This is a genomic window from Pseudomonas sp. BP6 (genome assembly GCF_017875935.1).
Classification (GTDB): Bacteria; Pseudomonadota; Gammaproteobacteria; order Pseudomonadales; family Pseudomonadaceae; genus Aquipseudomonas; species Aquipseudomonas putida_Y.
This window is the reverse complement of record NZ_JAGINI010000001.1, coordinates 1,074,145-1,090,051: the sequence shown is the minus strand read 5'-3', so window position 1 is coordinate 1,090,051 and position 15,907 is coordinate 1,074,145. Positions and strand designations below refer to the sequence as shown.

Below are 15,907 nucleotides of genomic sequence, written 5' to 3'. Positions count from 1 at the left end.
TTAGATGCGGTCCCTGTGGGAGCGGGCATGCCCGCGAACACCGGCGCAGCCGGTGCCAGCCACCGCGTTGAATTCTTCGCGGGCACGCCCGCTCCCACAGGGCCCGCGCCCGGCTTCAGCTGCTAATCAACCGCTCCCGCAGCTGCGCAATCTCGTCACGCAACTGCGCCGCAGCTTCGAACTCCAGGTCGCGGGCGAACTGCATCATTTTCTCTTCCAGCTGCTTGATGCGCTTGGTGATCTCGCCCGGCGTACGCAGTTCGGCCTCGTAACGGGCGCTCTCCTCCGCCGCCTTGGCCATGCCCTTGCGCTTCTTGCTGCGCGCACCGGGCACGGTGGCACCCTCCATGATGTCGGCGATGTCCTTGACCACGCCCTTGGGCACGATGCCGTTGGCTTCGTTGAAGGCGATCTGCTTCTCGCGGCGGCGCTCGGTTTCGTCGATGGCTCGCTGCATGGAGCCTGTTACGTTATCGGCGTACAGAATGGCCCGGCCATTGAGGTTACGTGCCGCGCGGCCAATGGTCTGGATCAGGGAGCGCTCGGAACGCAGAAAACCTTCCTTGTCCGCATCGAGGATGGCCACCAGCGACACCTCGGGCATGTCCAGGCCCTCGCGCAGCAGGTTGATGCCCACCAGCACGTCGAAGGTGCCCAGGCGCAGGTCGCGGATAATTTCCACCCGCTCCACCGTATCGATGTCCGAGTGCAGGTAGCGTACCCGCACGTCGTGGTCGGCCAGGTAATCGCTGAGGTCCTCGGCCATGCGTTTGGTCAACGTGGTCGCCAGCACTCGCTCGCCTGCCGCGACACGCTTGCGGATCTCGGACAGCAGGTCGTCGACCTGGGTCAACGCCGGGCGCACCTCTACCTGCGGGTCGACCAGCCCGGTCGGGCGCACCACCTGCTCCACCACGCGCCCGGCATGCTCAGCCTCGTAGGGGCCCGGGGTGGCCGAAACGAAAATGGTCTGCGGGCTGACATCCTCCCACTCGTCGAAACGCATCGGCCGGTTGTCCAGCGCTGAAGGCATGCGGAAGCCGTACTCGACCAGGGTCTCCTTGCGTGAACGGTCGCCCTTGTACATGGCACCGACCTGCGGAACGCTGACGTGGGATTCGTCGATCACCAGCAGCGCATCGGGCGGCAGGTAATCGTAAAGGGTGGGCGGCGGCGCCCCGGCCGGGCGCCCGGACAGGTAACGCGAGTAGTTTTCGATGCCGTTGCAGTAGCCCAGTTCGAGGATCATCTCCAGATCGAAGCGGGTGCGTTGCTCCAGGCGCTGCGCTTCGACCAGCTTGTTGGCCTTGTGCAGGTATTCCAGACGCTCTTTCAGTTCGTCCTTGATGCCCTCCACTGCTTCCAGCAGGGTTTCCCGCGGGGTGACGTAGTGGCTCTTGGGGTAGAAAGTGAAACGTGGCAGCTTGCGGAAAACCTCACCGGTCAACGGATCGAAAGCGGCGATGTTCTCCACTTCATCGTCGAACAGTTCGATACGGATGGCTTCCAGATCCGATTCGGCCGGGAAGATGTCGATCACGTCGCCGCGTACCCGGAAAGTGGCACGGGCAAAGTCCATTTCGTTGCGGGTGTACTGCAGGTCGGCCAGGCGGCGCAGCAGCGCGCGCTGGTCGAGCTTGTCGCCACGGTCCACGTGCAGGACCATTTTCAGGTAGGTCTCGGGGCTGCCCAGGCCGTAGATGCACGACACAGTGGTCACGATGATCGCGTCACGCCGCTCCAGCAGCGCCTTGGTCGCCGACAAGCGCATCTGCTCGATGTGGTCGTTGATCGAGGCGTCCTTCTCGATGAAGGTGTCTGACGACGGCACGTAGGCTTCTGGCTGGTAGTAGTCGTAATAGGAAACGAAGTACTCCACCGCGTTATTGGGGAAGAACGCCTTGAACTCCCCGTACAACTGCGCGGCCAGCGTCTTGTTGGGCGCCAGCACCAGCGTCGGGCGCTGCACCTGCTGGATGACGTTGGCAATACTGAAGGTCTTGCCCGAGCCAGTCACCCCGAGCAGCGTCTGGTGCGACAACCCCGCCTCGATGCCTTCGACCAACTGGCGGATAGCCTCGGGCTGGTCGCCGGCCGGCTGGAAACGTGTGACGAGCTGGAACTCGGACATGAAGGACCTCGCGGTGCAGCAGCTGTAAATTTAGCCAGTAGTCTATACCCAAATGCGCCCGTTCGGGGGCGCTTTCAAGGCACAGGAGTGGGCGTGTGCAACGGTGGACACGGCAATTGGACCAATGGTCGAAAAATATTTGCGCAAATAGCCCTAAAAGCTGCGCCAGAGTGTCGCGGTGACCGGTCGGTATCACTATACTGACTCCCCGTTTGTGCACCGCTTCAGTGCATTCGGCTGGAGCGTGTACGCCCTATCACACTCCAATCAGAGCCAAGGTAACAATGAGCCTGTTTTCCGCTGTCGAGCTGGCACCCCGCGACCCTATTCTGGGCCTCAACGAAGCATTCAACGCCGACCCACGTACCGACAAGGTCAACCTGGGCGTAGGCGTGTATTGCAATGAGGAAGGCCGCATTCCGCTGCTGCGCGCCGTGATCGAAGCCGAAACCCAGCGTGCCGCCCAGCACGCTTCGCGCGGCTACCTGCCGATCGACGGCATCGCCACCTACGACCAGGCTGTGCAGAAGCTGCTGTTCGGCGCCGAGTCGCCACTGCTGGCCGCTGGCCGCGTGGTCACCGTGCAGGCCGTCGGTGGTACTGGCGCGCTGAAGATCGGCGCCGACTTCCTCAAGCGCCTCTCGCCAAACGCCGTGGTTGCCATCAGCGACCCGAGCTGGGAAAACCACCGTGCGCTGTTCGAATCGGCCGGCTTCCCGGTGCAGAACTACCGCTACTACGATGCGCCGACCAACGACGTCAACCGCGCTGGCATGCTCGAAGACCTCAACGCCCTGCCGTCCGGCTCGATCGTGGTGCTGCACGCCTGCTGCCACAACCCGACGGGTGTCGACCTGAACCTGGACGACTGGAAGAACGTCCTGGAAGTGGTCAAGGCCAAGGGCCACGTGCCGTTCCTCGACATGGCCTACCAAGGCTTTGGTGACGGTATCGCCGAAGACGCCTTCGCCGTGCGCCTGTTCGCCGAGTCGGGCCTGGAGTTCTTTGTTTCCAGCTCGTTCTCCAAATCGTTCTCGCTGTACGGCGAGCGCGTCGGCGCACTGTCGATCGTCACCGCCTCCAAGGACGAGAGCACCCGCGTGCTGTCGCAGGTCAAGCGCGTGATCCGCACCACCTACTCCAACCCGCCAACCCACGGCGCAACCATTGTTGCCACCGTGCTGAACAGCGCAGAGCTGCGCCAGATGTGGGAAACCGAACTGGCCGAAATGCGCGAGCGTATCCACGGCATGCGCAAGCAGATGGTATCGCTGCTGGCCGAATACGGTGCCAACCGCGACTTCAGCTTCGTTGGCCGCCAGGTCGGCATGTTCTCCTACTCGGGCCTGACCGTTGAACAGGTCGCCCGCCTGAAGAACGATTTCGGCATCTATGCCCTGGACACCGGCCGTATCGCGGTGGCCGCGCTGAACCAGAGCAACATCCACGTGGTGACCAAAGCTATCGTGGAAGTGCTGTAACTCATTGTTTTGCCTGGGGGTGGGTTGACTTCTCCCAGGCAATCAGTAAGATACGCGCAGATTCCGCGATAGCTCAGTCGGTAGAGCAAATGACTGTTAATCATTGGGTCCCTGGTTCGAGTCCAGGTCGCGGAGCCAGACATTGAAGAAGCCCCCGGATGCGCAAGCAACCGGGGGCTTTTTCGTTGCGCTGAAATTATTGGCCAGCAACGGTGAACGGCGGGCGGAGATTGGCCAGCAGGCCCGGCCCTTTCGCGGGTGAACCCGCTCCTACAACGGCCTGCGCCGAATCACCGATACGTGTGTAGGAGCGGGTTTACCCGCGAATACGGTGGCGGCCGCAACGGTGAAAGGACGCTGGAGATTAGCCCGCAGGCCCGGCCCATTTACGGGTGACCCGGCGCCAACGGCCGGTGCCGAATCACCGATGCGTGTGCAGGACCGGGTTTACCCGCGAAGAAGCCGGCATCGCCAACAGAGGCCTCAATCACTGCGCCCGATCGGGTAAAACACCCCCCGGCTCCACACCCCAAGCCATTCCTCACCATCGATCACACGCGGCACCGCCAGCTCCACCAGTTGGTAAAACACATTGCGATGTATCAGCGCCTCCAGGTTGCTGCGCATCAGCACATACGGTGATGGCTCCTGCGTCACCGGGTCGATCACCACCCGCAGGGGGTTATCCGGCCCGGCCTCGACCTGGTCCTCGACATTGCTGGTAAAGCGCAGCACCTGCTGTTCGCCTTCCCCCTGCACTTCCAGCAGCACGGCCACGAACGGCGCATCATCGACACGAATGCCGACCTTCTCTACCGGGGTGATCAGGAAATAGTCATCGCCATCGCGGCGAATGATGGTCGAGAACAGCCGCACCATCGGCTTGCGCCCGATCGGCGTGCCCAGGTAGTACCAGGTGCCATCACGGGCGATGCGCATGTCGATGTCACCACAGAAATCCGGGTTCCACAGGTGCACCGGCGGCAGCCCCTTGGCCTTGGGGATCTGCGCCAGAAGGTCATTGGCCTTGCCGGAGTCACTCATCACGCTTGCCTCATTCACTCATGCCCAGGAGACTACGAGCGTACTCGCGCATCGGCGCGCCAAGCAAATCCTCCGGGGTGTTGTCGTGGAACGTCAACAAACCGCCACGGCTCTTGATACGCGCAGTGTCGATCAGATAGCGGGTATTGGTTTCGATCAGCATCATCTGCACCACGCCAGAGTCCCAGCCCAAGCGGTCGACGGCCTGCTCGTCATACCACTCGTCACCATTGCCGATTCGATCGTCGGTCCGCGCGAAGCGGGTGTACAGCAGGTAGTCAGCGCCTACCGAGCGCGCCTGGGCAATGGCCTCTTCCAGGCCCAGCGGGCCCTGGGCGCGACGCACCATCGGGAAGTATTCGACAAAGCTCTTGAAGGCCTGCTGGGCCACTGCATTCTGCCGAGGCACCGGCCCCTTGCCCGGCGGCACGAACGCACCTTGGCCAATGAAAATGAATGAATCAGGCTGCAGGCGGATCGACAAGGTGCGACGGGTTTCGCTGTGGTCCAGCAGACCGGCATCGCTCATGTGATAGCGGACACCCTCGCCCATATCACTGACATTCATGCAGCCGCCCAGCGCCATCAGCGCCAGCAGCAAGACCAGGCTACGCATCTTTCCTCCAGTGGCCGGCGACGAAAAACCGGCGAATAGCCGGCGGATGCAGCTTTTGCGCCAGCTTCAGCCACCGATCACTTTCATGACCGTCACGCCGCCGGAAAAGGCCAGGTCCTGTTTGTCTGCCAATGCCTTGACCAACAACCGCTGCAAGGCCGGCAACGCCTGATGACGCGGCTTTTCCAGCAGGTCGCCGACGAAGTGCCGGTTACCAGACGACAGGCAGCCATGCAGCCAGCCCGTGGAAGACAGGCGCAGCCGCGAGCAGGTACGGCAAAACGGCACGCTTTCGTTGGCGATAACGCCAAAGTGGCCCCTGCCGGGGATGTGGTAACGCATGGCAGTGGCGTCCAGCGGCGCATCCACCTGGGCGTAGGCATACTGGCCACCGATCAGCGCAAGCAGTTGGTCGAGGCCGACAAACTGTTGGAGAAAGGCGTTACGATCGTGGGCCAGGTGCCCCATGCGCATCAGTTCGATGAAGCGCAGTTCGAAGCCGCGCGCGAGGCAGTAATCCAGCAGCGGCAGTACCTGATCGAGGTTTTTCCCGCGCATCGGCACCATGTTGACCTTGATTCGCATGCCCAAGGCGCTGGCCTGCTCCATTCCGTCCAGCACAGTGCCCAGGTCGCCGCCGCGGGCAATCTGGCGGAAAGCCAGGGGGTCGAGGGTGTCGAGGGAAACGTTCAGCCGACGAATCCCAGCCGCCTGCAGTTGCGGCAACTTGCGCGCCAGCAACTGGCCATTGGTGGTCAGCGAGATGTCGTCAAGGTCGAGTTTGGCCACGGCAGCCAGAAAGGCATCCAGACGCGGGCTAACCAATGGCTCACCGCCAGTAATGCGCAGGCGCTCGATACCGGCAGCTTCGATCAGGTAGGCCACGCCACGGGCCAAGGCATCCGCTGACAGCTCGTCCTGCGCCGCCACCAACCGCTTGCCGTCAGGTACGCAGTAGGTACAGGCGTAGTTGCAGGCAGCCGTCAGGCTGACGCGCAGGTTACGAAAGCGCCTGCCTTGACGATCGACAATCATGAATGACTCCGGCATGGATGAAGGGGCTGGCAAAACCTGACTCATAAATCAGGTTTTTGCAAGCCCCAATGAACAATGCCGAATGTTCAAGCAATAGCCGAACGCTTCAGACTGCGCTGCCGAGTAGAGAACCCACGACGCAGTACTTGTGGGAGCGGGCGTGCCCGCGAAGAATCAAACGCGGTGGCTGGCACCGGCTGCGCCCGCTGCCACAGGGCCCGCGCAGTTCCGTGCAATGCTCAGTTCGAGGGTTCCGGGTCGCGCTTGCGCTTGTTGCCCATCCGCACGCCAATATCCATCAGGAACTGGAAGAAGCCTTCCTGATCCTCCAGCACATTGCTCCAGAATGGCGAGTGGTACAGCGCTACAGCGCCGTGCACCAGCGCCCAGGCAGCGCAGTAGTGGAAATACGGTGGCACGTCTTCGAGCTTGCCTTCGCTGATACGGCCCTTGATCAACAGGGTCAGGCGATCGAAGTTGGAAGCACGGATGCTGTGCAACTGCTCGACCATTTCCGGCACCTGGTTGCCCTTGACCACCTTTTCTTCAAGGCGGTCGAACAGCCGGTAGCGCTGCGGGTCGCGCATGCGGAACTCGAAGTAGGCGCGCGACAGGGCTTCCTTGTCACGGTCGACGTCGGCCGAGTGCAACAGCTCGTTCAGGTCACGCTCGTAATCGAGCATCAGGCGAAGGTAGATCTCCGCCTTGGACTTGAAGTGCTTGTAGATCGTGCCTTTGCCGATGCCCACGGCGTCGGCGATCATCTCGACAGTGACGCTGTCTTCACCTTGCTCGAGAAACAGCTTGAGCGCGGTATCGAGGATTTCCTGTTCGCGACGGCGAAACTCACGGACCTTACGAGGTTCTTTCTGCATGGGAAGGACTGGATGACAATCGAAGCGGTTTATTATGCCTAACTTGCGGGAAATTGCACGGATCATCCACACATGTCTGTGTTTCACGATGCATACGGCCATGCGCTGCGGGAGGAATGAAACGTTGGCGTATTCCAAATCTGTTTAAAAAACGTCCACTATGCACTGGCACTGCGCCAAACCTGACCAATACTTGAAGTGTTGGCGCGGCGCATCCCCCCCAGTGGCGCGCCGATAAAGGTGCTCAGGGACCGCGTACCTTTGTTTTACTCCTAATGGTCTTAACCCGGATTCCTCCCCCAGAACCCGGGTTTTTTTTGTGTTTTTGTGGGGAGGATGGTGTGACGGCTGTCAGGTGCGTGACGCAAGAGTTTCAGCGCCTGTGAGATCGAGCGCCGCCCGCGCGGCGCTTCGCGGGTAAACCCGCTCCTACGTTTGTTTCGGGCCAATTAGGCCTGTGGGATTTGCGCGCGAACGCCTTGGCGCACGCCTCGATATCGCGTCGTACAAACAAGGCGGTCGCGCGCGCCTGGCACAGGACGGACTGGCCCGAAACAAACGTAGGAGCGGGTTTACCCGCGAAGCGCCGCGCGGGCGGCGCTCGATCTCATAGGCGCTGCAAGGGCTGTGGCAGGCACCTTGTGACCCTCACGCAATCTCTAACCCCGGTGAATCAATCCACCCGCGCCAACGGGAACAGCCGCTTGAAGTTGGCGGTAGTCTGCTCCGCCAACTGCTCATAACTGGCCCCACGCAACGAAGCCACATACTCCGCCACCTCCCGCACGTACTGCGGCAGGTTCGGCTTGCCGCGATGGGGAATCGGCGCCAGATAGGGTGAATCGGTCTCCACCAGCAAGCGATCGACAGGCACCTGTCGCGCCACTTCACGCAACGCCTCGGCATTGCGAAAGGTAACGATTCCAGACAGCGAGATGTAATAGCCCAGGTCCAGCGCGGCCTTGGCCATGTCCCAGTCCTCGGTAAAGCAGTGCAGCACGCCAGCCTGCGGCAGGTTGGCCTCACGCAGCAGCGCCAGGGTATCGGCGCGCGCCGCCCGGGTATGCACGATCACCGGCTTGCCAGTCTGCCTGGAGGCCTCCAGGTGCAGGCGGAACGAGGCCTGCTGGAGCTCCGCAGCCTCCGGCTCGTAGTGGTAATCCAGCCCGGTTTCACCAATCGCCACCACATGCGGGTGGGCCAATTCGCGCAACAGCCATTCCAACGCCGGGGTTTCGCCAGGGGCCAGGTCCAGCGGGTGCACGCCCACCGAGCAGTCGACGTCAGCGTACTGCTCGCTCAGCGCCTTCACTGCACCCGCATTCTCGGCACTGACGCCAATGCACAGGAAATGCCCAACCCCACGCTCACGCGCCGCCTGCAGGGCAGCATCGAGGGAGCCCTGGTGGGCACTGAGGTCAAGACGGTCGAGGTGGCAATGGGAATCTACGAGCATGGGATAACGGCACACATGAAAAATGGAAAATCAGCGGGCACCCGGCAGTTGCAGCCAGTGAGCCAGCAGCGATTCAAGCAACAAGGCACGGTTGAGGTTGGCCTTGCCCAGCACCTTCTGGCGCTGCTCGAGGATCCATGCCTGCACCTCCAGCACCTTGGTCTGGCGGCTCTTCTGCGCCAGGTACTGCACGACCTTGCGCATATCGGCCAAGCCTAACCCTTCCTCGTCCTGGGTCAACTGGTAGCGCAGGATCAGGTGCGACCAATCGCAAAACCAGTCGAACAGCAGTAACAACGGCACACCGCTCCAGGCATCGGCCAGCTGGCTGGGCGATTGCTGCTGCTTGAGCAGCTTCTTCACCCCGTCAGTAACCAGCGCACGTTGCTCGCGCACACCCTGCGCCTGCAAGCTGACCGCCATCAATGGCGAACCCGCGGCCAGCGTCAGCAACTCATCGCGCTCGACCTCGTCGCAGTCGGGTAACGCGCCAGCCAGCCATGCCTGGCTCTGGGCCAGGCTGGGCTGCGGACAGACGACCTGCTGGCAGCGGCTCTTGATCGTCGGCAACAGGCGGCTGGGCTGGTGCGTAACCAGCAACAACACGGTATCGCCGGAAGGTTCTTCAAGGCTTTTGAGCAGGGCGTTGGAGGCGTTGACATTCATCGCCTCCACCGGCTCGATCAACACCACCTTGCGCCCGCCCAGCTGCGCGGTTTGTACCACAAAGGCCACCAGTTCACGGACCTGGTCGACCTTGATCGGCTTGTCAGCCTCCTCAGGCTCAAGGACGAAGTTGTCCGGGTGGCTGCCGGCCTTGAGCAACAGGCACGACTTACACGCCCCACAAGCGTCCAGGCCCTGCGGCTGTTGGCACAACAGGCGCGCCATCAGACGCTCGGCCAGGGCCCGCTTACCAATACCCTGCGGCCCATGCAGCAGATAAGCGTGGGCGTGCCGGCCGCGACCGGCCAGTTGCTGCCACAGCGCCTGCTGCCAAGGGTAGGCCTCAGCCACGGCAACGCTCCAGAATGCCTGGCAGCAGTGCATCAATGTCACGCTGCACAGCCTCCAGGGATTGTGCTGCATCGAGCAAGCTGTAGCGCTGTGGCGCACCCTGGGCGCGCTGCAGGTACGCCTGGCGCACCGCTTCGAAGAAGGCCTGCCCTTCCTGTTCGAATCGGTCCAGGCGGCCACGGGCGGCGGCTCGGGCAAGGCCGACTTCTACCGGCAGGTCGAAGACCAGGGTCAGGTCCGGGCGCAGGTCGCCCTGGACGAACTGCTCCAGGGCAGCGATACGCTCGACCGACAAGCCACGACCGCCGCCCTGATAGGCATAGGTAGCGTCCGTGAAACGGTCACACAGCACCACAGACCCGCGGGCCAGCGCCGGACGGATCACCTGCGCCAGGTGTTGGGCGCGAGCGGCGAACACCAGCAGCAGCTCGGTGTCGGCCGCCATGCCTTCGTCGCTCGGGGCCAGCAACAGTTCACGCACCTTTTCCGCCAGCGGCGTGCCGCCTGGCTCACGGGTCAGCACCACGTCCAGGCCGTGCTCGCGCAGGCGCGCGGCCAGGTAGTCGCGGTTGGTGCTCTTGCCCGCACCTTCGGGGCCTTCCAAAGTAATAAACAAGCCGCTCACAGGCAGTCCTTAATGTTGTTCGTCAGGCATCGGCCGCTCGGCCGCTTGCGCACCGCCGACAGGGGCATCCTGCGCAGGCGCTTCCTCGGGAGCGGGCTCAGGGCGCTGCGCGTCATCGGCGCCCGACGCCTGCTCGGCATCATCGGCACTTGGCTTTGCCTCTTGCTGCGGCGCGGGGCTGGAGCGGTAGTCCGACCGGCGCTTGAGCTGGAATTCGCGCACCGCCGAGTTGTGGCCGCCGAGGTCGTCGGAGAACACATGGCTGCCGTCGCCGCGGGCGACGAAGTAAAGACTGGTGCCATTGGACGGGTTCAGCGCCGCATGAATCGCCTCGCGGCCAACCATGGCGATCGGGGTCGGCGGCAGGCCGGTCATGGTGTAGGTGTTGTAGGGCGTAGGCTCGCGCAGGTCGGCGCGGGTGATCTTGCCGTTGTAGCGTTCGCCCATGCCATAGATAACCGTCGGGTCGGTCTGCAGCATCATACCCAGGCGCATGCGCCGCACGAAGACGCCGGCGATCTGCCCGCGCTCCTGCGGAATGCCGGTTTCCTTTTCGACCAGAGAGGCCATGATCAGCGCCTGGTAAGGGTCACGATACGGCAGGTCTGTGGAACGCTCGGCCCACTCCTTGGCCAGCACTTCGTCCAGGCGCATGTAGGCCTGCTGCAGCAACTCGACATCGCTCATACCCCGCACGAAGCGGTACGTGTCGGGGAAGAAGCGGCCTTCGGGGAATACGCCGGTATGGCCGAGCTTGTCCATGACCTCGGCATCCGACAAGCCATCAAGGGTATGCTTGATCTTTTCATGCTTGGCCACGGCCGCGCGCACCTGGCGGAAGGTCCAGCCTTCGACCAGAGTGAGGTTGTACTGCACCACGTCGGCACGGCGCCAGGCGTCGAACAACTGCTCGACGGTCATGCCTGGGGTAAGACGGTACTCGCCGGTGTGCAGGGGGGTGCCGGCCATGTTGAAGCGCCAGTACAAACGCAACCAGACGGCATCGTCGAGCAACCCTTCTCGTTGCATGCTGTAGAACATGCGGTTGGGGTTGGTGCCATTGGGCACATCGAGCAGGCGTTCCTGCGTGACGTGCAAGGGCTGCTCCAGGACCGAGTTGACCTTCCAGGCCGACCAGCCAAACGCCAGGCCGGCGAGGATCAAGCCCATTTCCAGCAACAGCAGGAATTTACGTCTCACGAATTCAGGTTTCCAGTAACGTACGGGCAACGGCCTGCAGTTTACGAGTGAGCGGGCCTGGCGACCAGTTTAACGCGGCTACGCCACACACAGGCCAAATGCCGTAAACGCTATTGCAAACAAATACTTCATCTGCTTGCTCCAGCGCGTCGAATGACAGGTCGCAGACTTGTACCGCAATACCCAGCAGCGGGGCCTGTTCCAGCAGTGCGGCACGCATCACTCCCGCCACACCGCAACGGCTAAGGTCGGCAGTAAGCAGCACGCCATCACGCACCAGAAACAGATTGCTGTATACCCCTTCGATCACCCTGCCCTGCGCGTCACGCATCAGGCCTTCGGCATGGCCGCTGTCCTGCCATTCGGCACGGGCCAGCACCTGCTCCAGGCGGTTGAGGTGTTTGAGGCCGGCCAGCAGTGGTTGTTCCCCAAGCCGGGTCTGGCAAGGGAACAAGCGCACGCCATGCTCGGCATGCTCGGCAGGATAGCGGGGTAATGGGCTGCCTTGCAGGATCCGCCGCGGAGCGGCATCGACAGCGGGCGCATAGCCACGCTGGCTATCGCCACGGGTCAGAATGAGTTTGACGACACCCTCGCCCAACTGGCTGGCATAGCGCAGCAACTCGTCGCGTACCAGCGCCAGGTCGGCGTTGATTGCCAGGCGCTGGCAGCCCAGTGCCAAGCGTGCGAGGTGGCCGTCCAGCAAGCTGGGCCGGGCGCCTCGCACAGCGATGGTTTCGAACAGGCCATCGCCGTAGGCCAGGCCGCGGTTCTGCAGGTTGAGTGCAGTCGCCGGCTGGCCGTCGATCCAGCTGTGCATCAGCCGGCAAACCGGCGGAATACCAGCGAGCCGTTGGTGCCGCCAAAGCCGAACGAGTTGGACAGCACCACGTCGATCGGCATGCTGCGCGCCTGGTGGGGAACGAAGTCGAGGTCACACCCCTCGTCCGGCTCGTCCAGGTTGATGGTCGGCGGGGCCATCTGGCTATTGATGGCCAGCACGCTGAAGATCGCCTCCACCGCGCCCGCGGCGCCCAGCAAGTGACCGGTCATCGACTTGGTCGAGCTGACCGCCAGCTTGTAGGCATGCTCGCCGAACACGCGCTTGATCGCCGCCACTTCGGCCACATCGCCCGCCGGGGTAGAAGTGCCGTGGGCGTTGATGTAGCTGACTTCTTCCGGCTGGATACCGGCATCGCGCAAAGCGTTGGCCATGCAGCGGGCAGCGCCCTCGCCAGAGTCGGGTGGCGAGGTCATGTGGTAGGCGTCGCCGCTCATGCCAAAGCCAACCAGCTCTGCATAGATAGTCGCACCGCGGGCCTTGGCGTGCTCCAGCTCCTCAAGCACCAGGGCTCCGGCACCGTCGGACAACACAAAGCCGTCACGACCCTTGTCCCACGGCCGGCTGGCCCGGCTGGGTTCGTCGTTGCGGGTGGACAACGCGCGCGAAGCGCCAAAACCGCCCATGCCCAGACCACAAGCGGCCATTTCGGCGCCACCAGCGATCATCACGTCAGCTTCACCGTAGGCGATATTGCGCGCGGCCATGCCGATGCAATGGGTGCCGGTGGTGCAAGCGGTGGCGATGGCGTAGTTCGGCCCTTGCAGGCCCAGGTGGATCGACAGGAAACCGGAGATCATGTTGATGATCGAACCCGGCACGAAGAACGGCGAAATGCGGCGCGGCCCCGAATCGTGCAGGGTGCGGCTGGTTTCTTCGATGTTGGTCAGGCCACCGATGCCCGAGCCCATGGCCACGCCAATACGCTCACGGTTGGCGTCGGTGACCTCCAGGCCGGCGTTACGCACCGCCTGGAAACCGGCCGCCAGGCCGTACTGGATGAACAGATCGAGTTTGCGGGCCTCTTTGGCCGACAGGTACTGCTCAACCTCGAAGCCTTTCACCGAGCCGCCAAAACGGGTGGAGTAGGCAGACAGGTCCGTGTGTTCGATCGGACCAATGCCACTGCGGCCAGCCAGAATGCCCTGCCAGGTGCTCGGTACATCGGTACCCAGTGGCGACAGCATACCCATACCGGTGACCACGACGCGTCTACGCGACACAGTACTCTCCTTTTCTAATAACAGAGTCTCTTGCCATTGCATTCAAGCGCAGGAATGCAATGGCAACAGACTCTTGGTGCGCGGTGAACGAAGCGGCCTGAAGAATGCGAGGCGCTCGCAAAGAAAAAACCGCACGCCAGCGAAGGCAGTGCGGTTTTCCCCGACAAGTAGCGTCGACTGTAGCGTCTTAGGCCTGGTGGGCCAGGACGTAGTCGATAGCAGCTTGAACGGTAGTGATCTTCTCGGCTTCTTCGTCAGGGATTTCGGTCTCGAATTCCTCTTCCAGAGCCATCACCAGTTCAACGGTGTCAAGCGAATCGGCACCCAGGTCATCGACGAAGGACTTGGAGTTAGTCACTTCTTCTTCCTTGACGCCCAGTTGCTCGGCGACGATTTTCTTGACGCGTTCTTCGATGGTGCTCATACCTAGTTTTCACTCCTAATGGATATATGTCAGGCAGCTGGCCGGTGGCTAATTTTATAGAAAGACGTTCGCTTTTCAAGCGAAACGCACCTTCAGGCTAGTCACCACACCCGCTGCCTGGAATCTGGTTGCAGCTTTATAACGGATTTTAGGCTCGCAGTATGACTCTTTTTTTACGAAACCCGTCACATTGAGTTGCAGTATTACATGTACATCCCGCCGTTTACCGGCACGGTGGCGCCGGTCACGTAGGCTGCGCCGTCGGACGCCAGGAACGAAACCACCTTGGCAATTTCGTCAGCCTGGCCAAGGCGGCCCAGCGGAATCTGGGTCTGCAGGGCTTCGCGCTGAGCTTCCGGCAGCTCGCGGGTCATGTCGGTATCGATGAAGCCCGGGGTCACCGAGTTGACGGTGATGCCACGCGAACCCACTTCACGCGCCAAGGCGCGACTGAAACCTTCCAGGCCGGCCTTGGCAGCCGCGTAGTTGGCCTGACCAGCGTTACCCATGGCACCGACGACCGAGCCGATGCTGATGATACGACCCCAACGTGCCTTGGTCATGCCACGCAGCACGCCCTTGGACAGACGGTAGAGGCTGTTCAGGTTGGTGTCGATGACATCGAACCACTCGTCGTCTTTCATGCGCAGCATGAGGTTGTCGCGGGTGATACCGGCGTTGTTGACCAGGATGGCCGGCGCACCGAACTGCTCGCCAATGGCGGCCAGTACTGCTTCAACGGATTCGGCGCTGGTCACGTTCAGCTCCATGCCGGTGCCGGTGATGCCGTGCTCTTTCAGGGTGGCAGCGATGCGCTCGGCGCCGGACGCCGAAGTGGCGGTGCCGATCACGGTCGCGCCCTGGCGGCCCAGTTCGAGGGCGATGGCCTGGCCAATGCCACGGCTGGCGCCGGTGACCAGTGCAACTTTACCTTGCAGGCTCATGCAAGCTTCTCCAAGTCAGGCCAGTGCCGCGCGGGTGGCAGCAACGGCGTCAGGGGTGTTGAGGTTGTAGGTGGTCACGCCGTCGGCGCAACGCTTGTTAAGGCCAGCCAGGACCTTGCCCGGGCCACACTCGACCAGGTTGACCGCACCGTTGGCGGCCAGGGTCTGCACGCACTCGACCCAGCGTACCGGCTGGTACAGCTGTGCCAGCAGGTCGTGCTTGAGGGCATCGAGGTCGGCGGCGACGGCAGCAGTGACGTTCTGCACCACCGGAATCTGCGGGGCCTTCCATTCGATGGCATTGACCGAATCGGCAAAGCGCTCGGCGGCCGGCTTCATCAGGGCGCAGTGCGACGGAACGCTGACCGCCAGCGGCAGGGCGCGCTTGGCACCTTTGGCCTTGCACAGCTCCATGGCACGGTCTACCGCTGCCTTGTTACCGGCGATGACCACCTGACCAGGCGAGTTGAAGTTCACGGCGCTGACCACTTCGTCCTCAGCGGCTTCGGCGCAGAGCTCCACGACCACGGCATCGTCCAGACCGAGAATGGCAGCCATGGCGCCATGACCGGCCGGTACGGCTTCCTGCATCAGCTGACCGCGGCGCTCGACCAGGCGAACGGCATCTTTCAGGCTGATGCTGCCAGCGGCGACCAGGGCACTGTATTCGCCCAGGCTGTGACCGGACACGAAGGCAGGCTTGGCACCGCCCTCTTCCAGCCACAGACGCCACAACGCGATGGACGCGGTGAGGATCGCCGGCTGGGTCTTGTCGGTCTGGTTAAGTTGCTCTTCCGGGCCGTCCTGGACCAGCTTCCACAGGTCGTAGCCGAGCGCTTCGGACGCTTCCTTGAAGGTTTCGATGATCACTGGCTTCTCGGCGCCGAGCTCGGCGAGCATGCCCAGCGACTGGGAACCTTGACCGGGAAAGACGAATGCGAGGGATGCAGACATTGAACAAGCCCTTATGATCTTGTCGTCGGATAGTGTGCGCC

15 protein-coding genes and 1 tRNA gene are annotated in these 15,907 nt (G+C 62.6%); 2 read left to right on the top strand and 14 right to left on the bottom strand.

The genetic code is table 11. The annotated features are described in order from the left end of the window. Nucleotides 1-115 precede the first annotated feature (115 nt). Nucleotides 116-2,131 carry an excinuclease ABC subunit UvrB gene (uvrB, locus tag J3A98_RS04885; protein ID WP_176685751.1) on the bottom strand — a complete coding sequence of 672 codons (2,016 nt, stop codon included), beginning with the start codon at nt 2,129-2,131 and terminating at the stop codon, nt 116-118. A gap of 284 nt (nt 2,132-2,415) precedes the next feature. Here uvrB and J3A98_RS04880 point away from each other — a divergent pair, with 284 nt between their 5' ends. Continuing rightward, complete coding sequence (locus tag J3A98_RS04880; RefSeq protein ID WP_176685752.1) at nt 2,416-3,612, top strand: amino acid aminotransferase; 1,197 nt, start codon at nt 2,416-2,418, stop codon at nt 3,610-3,612. Nucleotides 3,613-3,674: 62 nt separating this feature from the next. After that, nucleotides 3,675-3,750: transfer RNA gene (locus J3A98_RS04875), tRNA-Asn, on the top strand. Between the two features lie 345 nt (nt 3,751-4,095). On the opposite strand, the gene J3A98_RS04870 is transcribed toward J3A98_RS04875, so the two are convergent. The 13 genes from J3A98_RS04870 to fabD form a co-directional block, all read right to left on the bottom strand. Beyond that, the gene (locus J3A98_RS04870; protein WP_209964442.1) at nt 4,096-4,656 is read right to left on the bottom strand and encodes a DUF1285 domain-containing protein; all 561 of its coding nucleotides are present in this window, start codon (nt 4,654-4,656) and stop codon (nt 4,096-4,098) included. Nucleotides 4,657-4,666: 10 nt separating this feature from the next. Further along, the gene (locus tag J3A98_RS04865) at nt 4,667-5,272 is read right to left on the bottom strand and encodes a DUF4823 domain-containing protein (protein WP_209964440.1); all 606 of its coding nucleotides are present in this window, start codon (nt 5,270-5,272) and stop codon (nt 4,667-4,669) included. Nucleotides 5,273-5,338: 66 nt separating this feature from the next. Then, a complete protein-coding gene (locus J3A98_RS04860) occupies nt 5,339-6,307 on the bottom strand; it encodes a radical SAM protein (RefSeq protein ID WP_209964438.1) in 969 nt (322 codons plus the stop codon). Between the two features lie 239 nt (nt 6,308-6,546). Further along, on the bottom strand, nt 6,547-7,182 hold the full coding sequence (locus J3A98_RS04855; RefSeq protein WP_021784990.1) for a TetR/AcrR family transcriptional regulator: 636 nt from the start codon (nt 7,180-7,182) through the stop codon (nt 6,547-6,549). Nucleotides 7,183-7,855: 673 nt separating this feature from the next. Continuing rightward, the gene (locus J3A98_RS04850; protein WP_021784989.1) at nt 7,856-8,638 is read right to left on the bottom strand and encodes a TatD family hydrolase; all 783 of its coding nucleotides are present in this window, start codon (nt 8,636-8,638) and stop codon (nt 7,856-7,858) included. 30 nt (nt 8,639-8,668) lie between these two features. Next, nucleotides 8,669-9,655: a DNA polymerase III subunit delta' gene (locus J3A98_RS04845; protein ID WP_209964436.1), complete on the bottom strand. Its 987-nt coding sequence runs from the start codon at nt 9,653-9,655 to the stop codon at nt 8,669-8,671. Further along, the gene (gene tmk / locus J3A98_RS04840; RefSeq protein WP_209964433.1) at nt 9,648-10,280 is read right to left on the bottom strand and encodes a dTMP kinase; all 633 of its coding nucleotides are present in this window, start codon (nt 10,278-10,280) and stop codon (nt 9,648-9,650) included. Before tmk ends, J3A98_RS04845 begins: the two co-directional genes overlap by 8 nt. A gap of 9 nt (nt 10,281-10,289) precedes the next feature. Next, the gene (gene mltG, locus J3A98_RS04835) at nt 10,290-11,480 is read right to left on the bottom strand and encodes an endolytic transglycosylase MltG (protein ID WP_209964430.1); all 1,191 of its coding nucleotides are present in this window, start codon (nt 11,478-11,480) and stop codon (nt 10,290-10,292) included. Between the two features lie 4 nt (nt 11,481-11,484). Next, a complete protein-coding gene (pabC, locus tag J3A98_RS04830) occupies nt 11,485-12,300 on the bottom strand; it encodes an aminodeoxychorismate lyase (protein ID WP_209964427.1) in 816 nt (271 codons plus the stop codon). Then, nucleotides 12,300-13,544, bottom strand: a complete 1,245-nt coding sequence (fabF, locus tag J3A98_RS04825) for a beta-ketoacyl-ACP synthase II (RefSeq protein WP_010952938.1) — start codon at nt 13,542-13,544, stop codon at nt 12,300-12,302. The genes pabC and fabF overlap by 1 nt, the downstream gene beginning before the upstream one ends. Nucleotides 13,545-13,731: 187 nt before the next feature. Beyond that, nucleotides 13,732-13,968, bottom strand: coding sequence for an acyl carrier protein (gene acpP / locus J3A98_RS04820; RefSeq protein WP_021784983.1), 237 nt, complete (start codon nt 13,966-13,968; stop codon nt 13,732-13,734). 203 nt (nt 13,969-14,171) lie between these two features. After that, on the bottom strand, nt 14,172-14,912 hold the full coding sequence (gene fabG, locus J3A98_RS04815) for a 3-oxoacyl-ACP reductase FabG (protein ID WP_003247160.1): 741 nt from the start codon (nt 14,910-14,912) through the stop codon (nt 14,172-14,174). A 15-nt stretch (nt 14,913-14,927) separates the two neighbouring features. Next, the gene (gene fabD / locus J3A98_RS04810; RefSeq protein ID WP_129933675.1) at nt 14,928-15,866 is read right to left on the bottom strand and encodes an ACP S-malonyltransferase; all 939 of its coding nucleotides are present in this window, start codon (nt 15,864-15,866) and stop codon (nt 14,928-14,930) included. Nucleotides 15,867-15,907 lie beyond the last annotated feature (41 nt).

Bases quoted from the DNA above. Each gene is read 5' to 3' on its own strand.
- uvrB (WP_176685751.1), bottom strand. From the start codon at position 2,131: ATGTCCGAGTTCCAGCTCGTCACACGTTTCCAGCCGGCCGGCGACCAG.
- J3A98_RS04880 (WP_176685752.1), top strand. From the start codon at position 2,416: ATGAGCCTGTTTTCCGCTGTCGAGCTGGCACCCCGCGACCCTATTCTG.
- J3A98_RS04870 (WP_209964442.1), bottom strand. From the start codon at position 4,656: ATGAGTGACTCCGGCAAGGCCAATGACCTTCTGGCGCAGATCCCCAAG.
- J3A98_RS04865 (WP_209964440.1), bottom strand. From the start codon at position 5,272: ATGCGTAGCCTGGTCTTGCTGCTGGCGCTGATGGCGCTGGGCGGCTGC.
- J3A98_RS04860 (WP_209964438.1), bottom strand. From the start codon at position 6,307: ATGATTGTCGATCGTCAAGGCAGGCGCTTTCGTAACCTGCGCGTCAGC.
- J3A98_RS04855 (WP_021784990.1), bottom strand. From the start codon at position 7,182: ATGCAGAAAGAACCTCGTAAGGTCCGTGAGTTTCGCCGTCGCGAACAG.
- J3A98_RS04850 (WP_021784989.1), bottom strand. From the start codon at position 8,638: ATGCTCGTAGATTCCCATTGCCACCTCGACCGTCTTGACCTCAGTGCC.
- pabC (WP_209964427.1), bottom strand. From the start codon at position 12,300: ATGCACAGCTGGATCGACGGCCAGCCGGCGACTGCACTCAACCTGCAG.
- acpP (WP_021784983.1), bottom strand. From the start codon at position 13,968: ATGAGCACCATCGAAGAACGCGTCAAGAAAATCGTCGCCGAGCAACTG.
- fabG (WP_003247160.1), bottom strand. From the start codon at position 14,912: ATGAGCCTGCAAGGTAAAGTTGCACTGGTCACCGGCGCCAGCCGTGGC.
- fabD (WP_129933675.1), bottom strand. From the start codon at position 15,866: ATGTCTGCATCCCTCGCATTCGTCTTTCCCGGTCAAGGTTCCCAGTCG.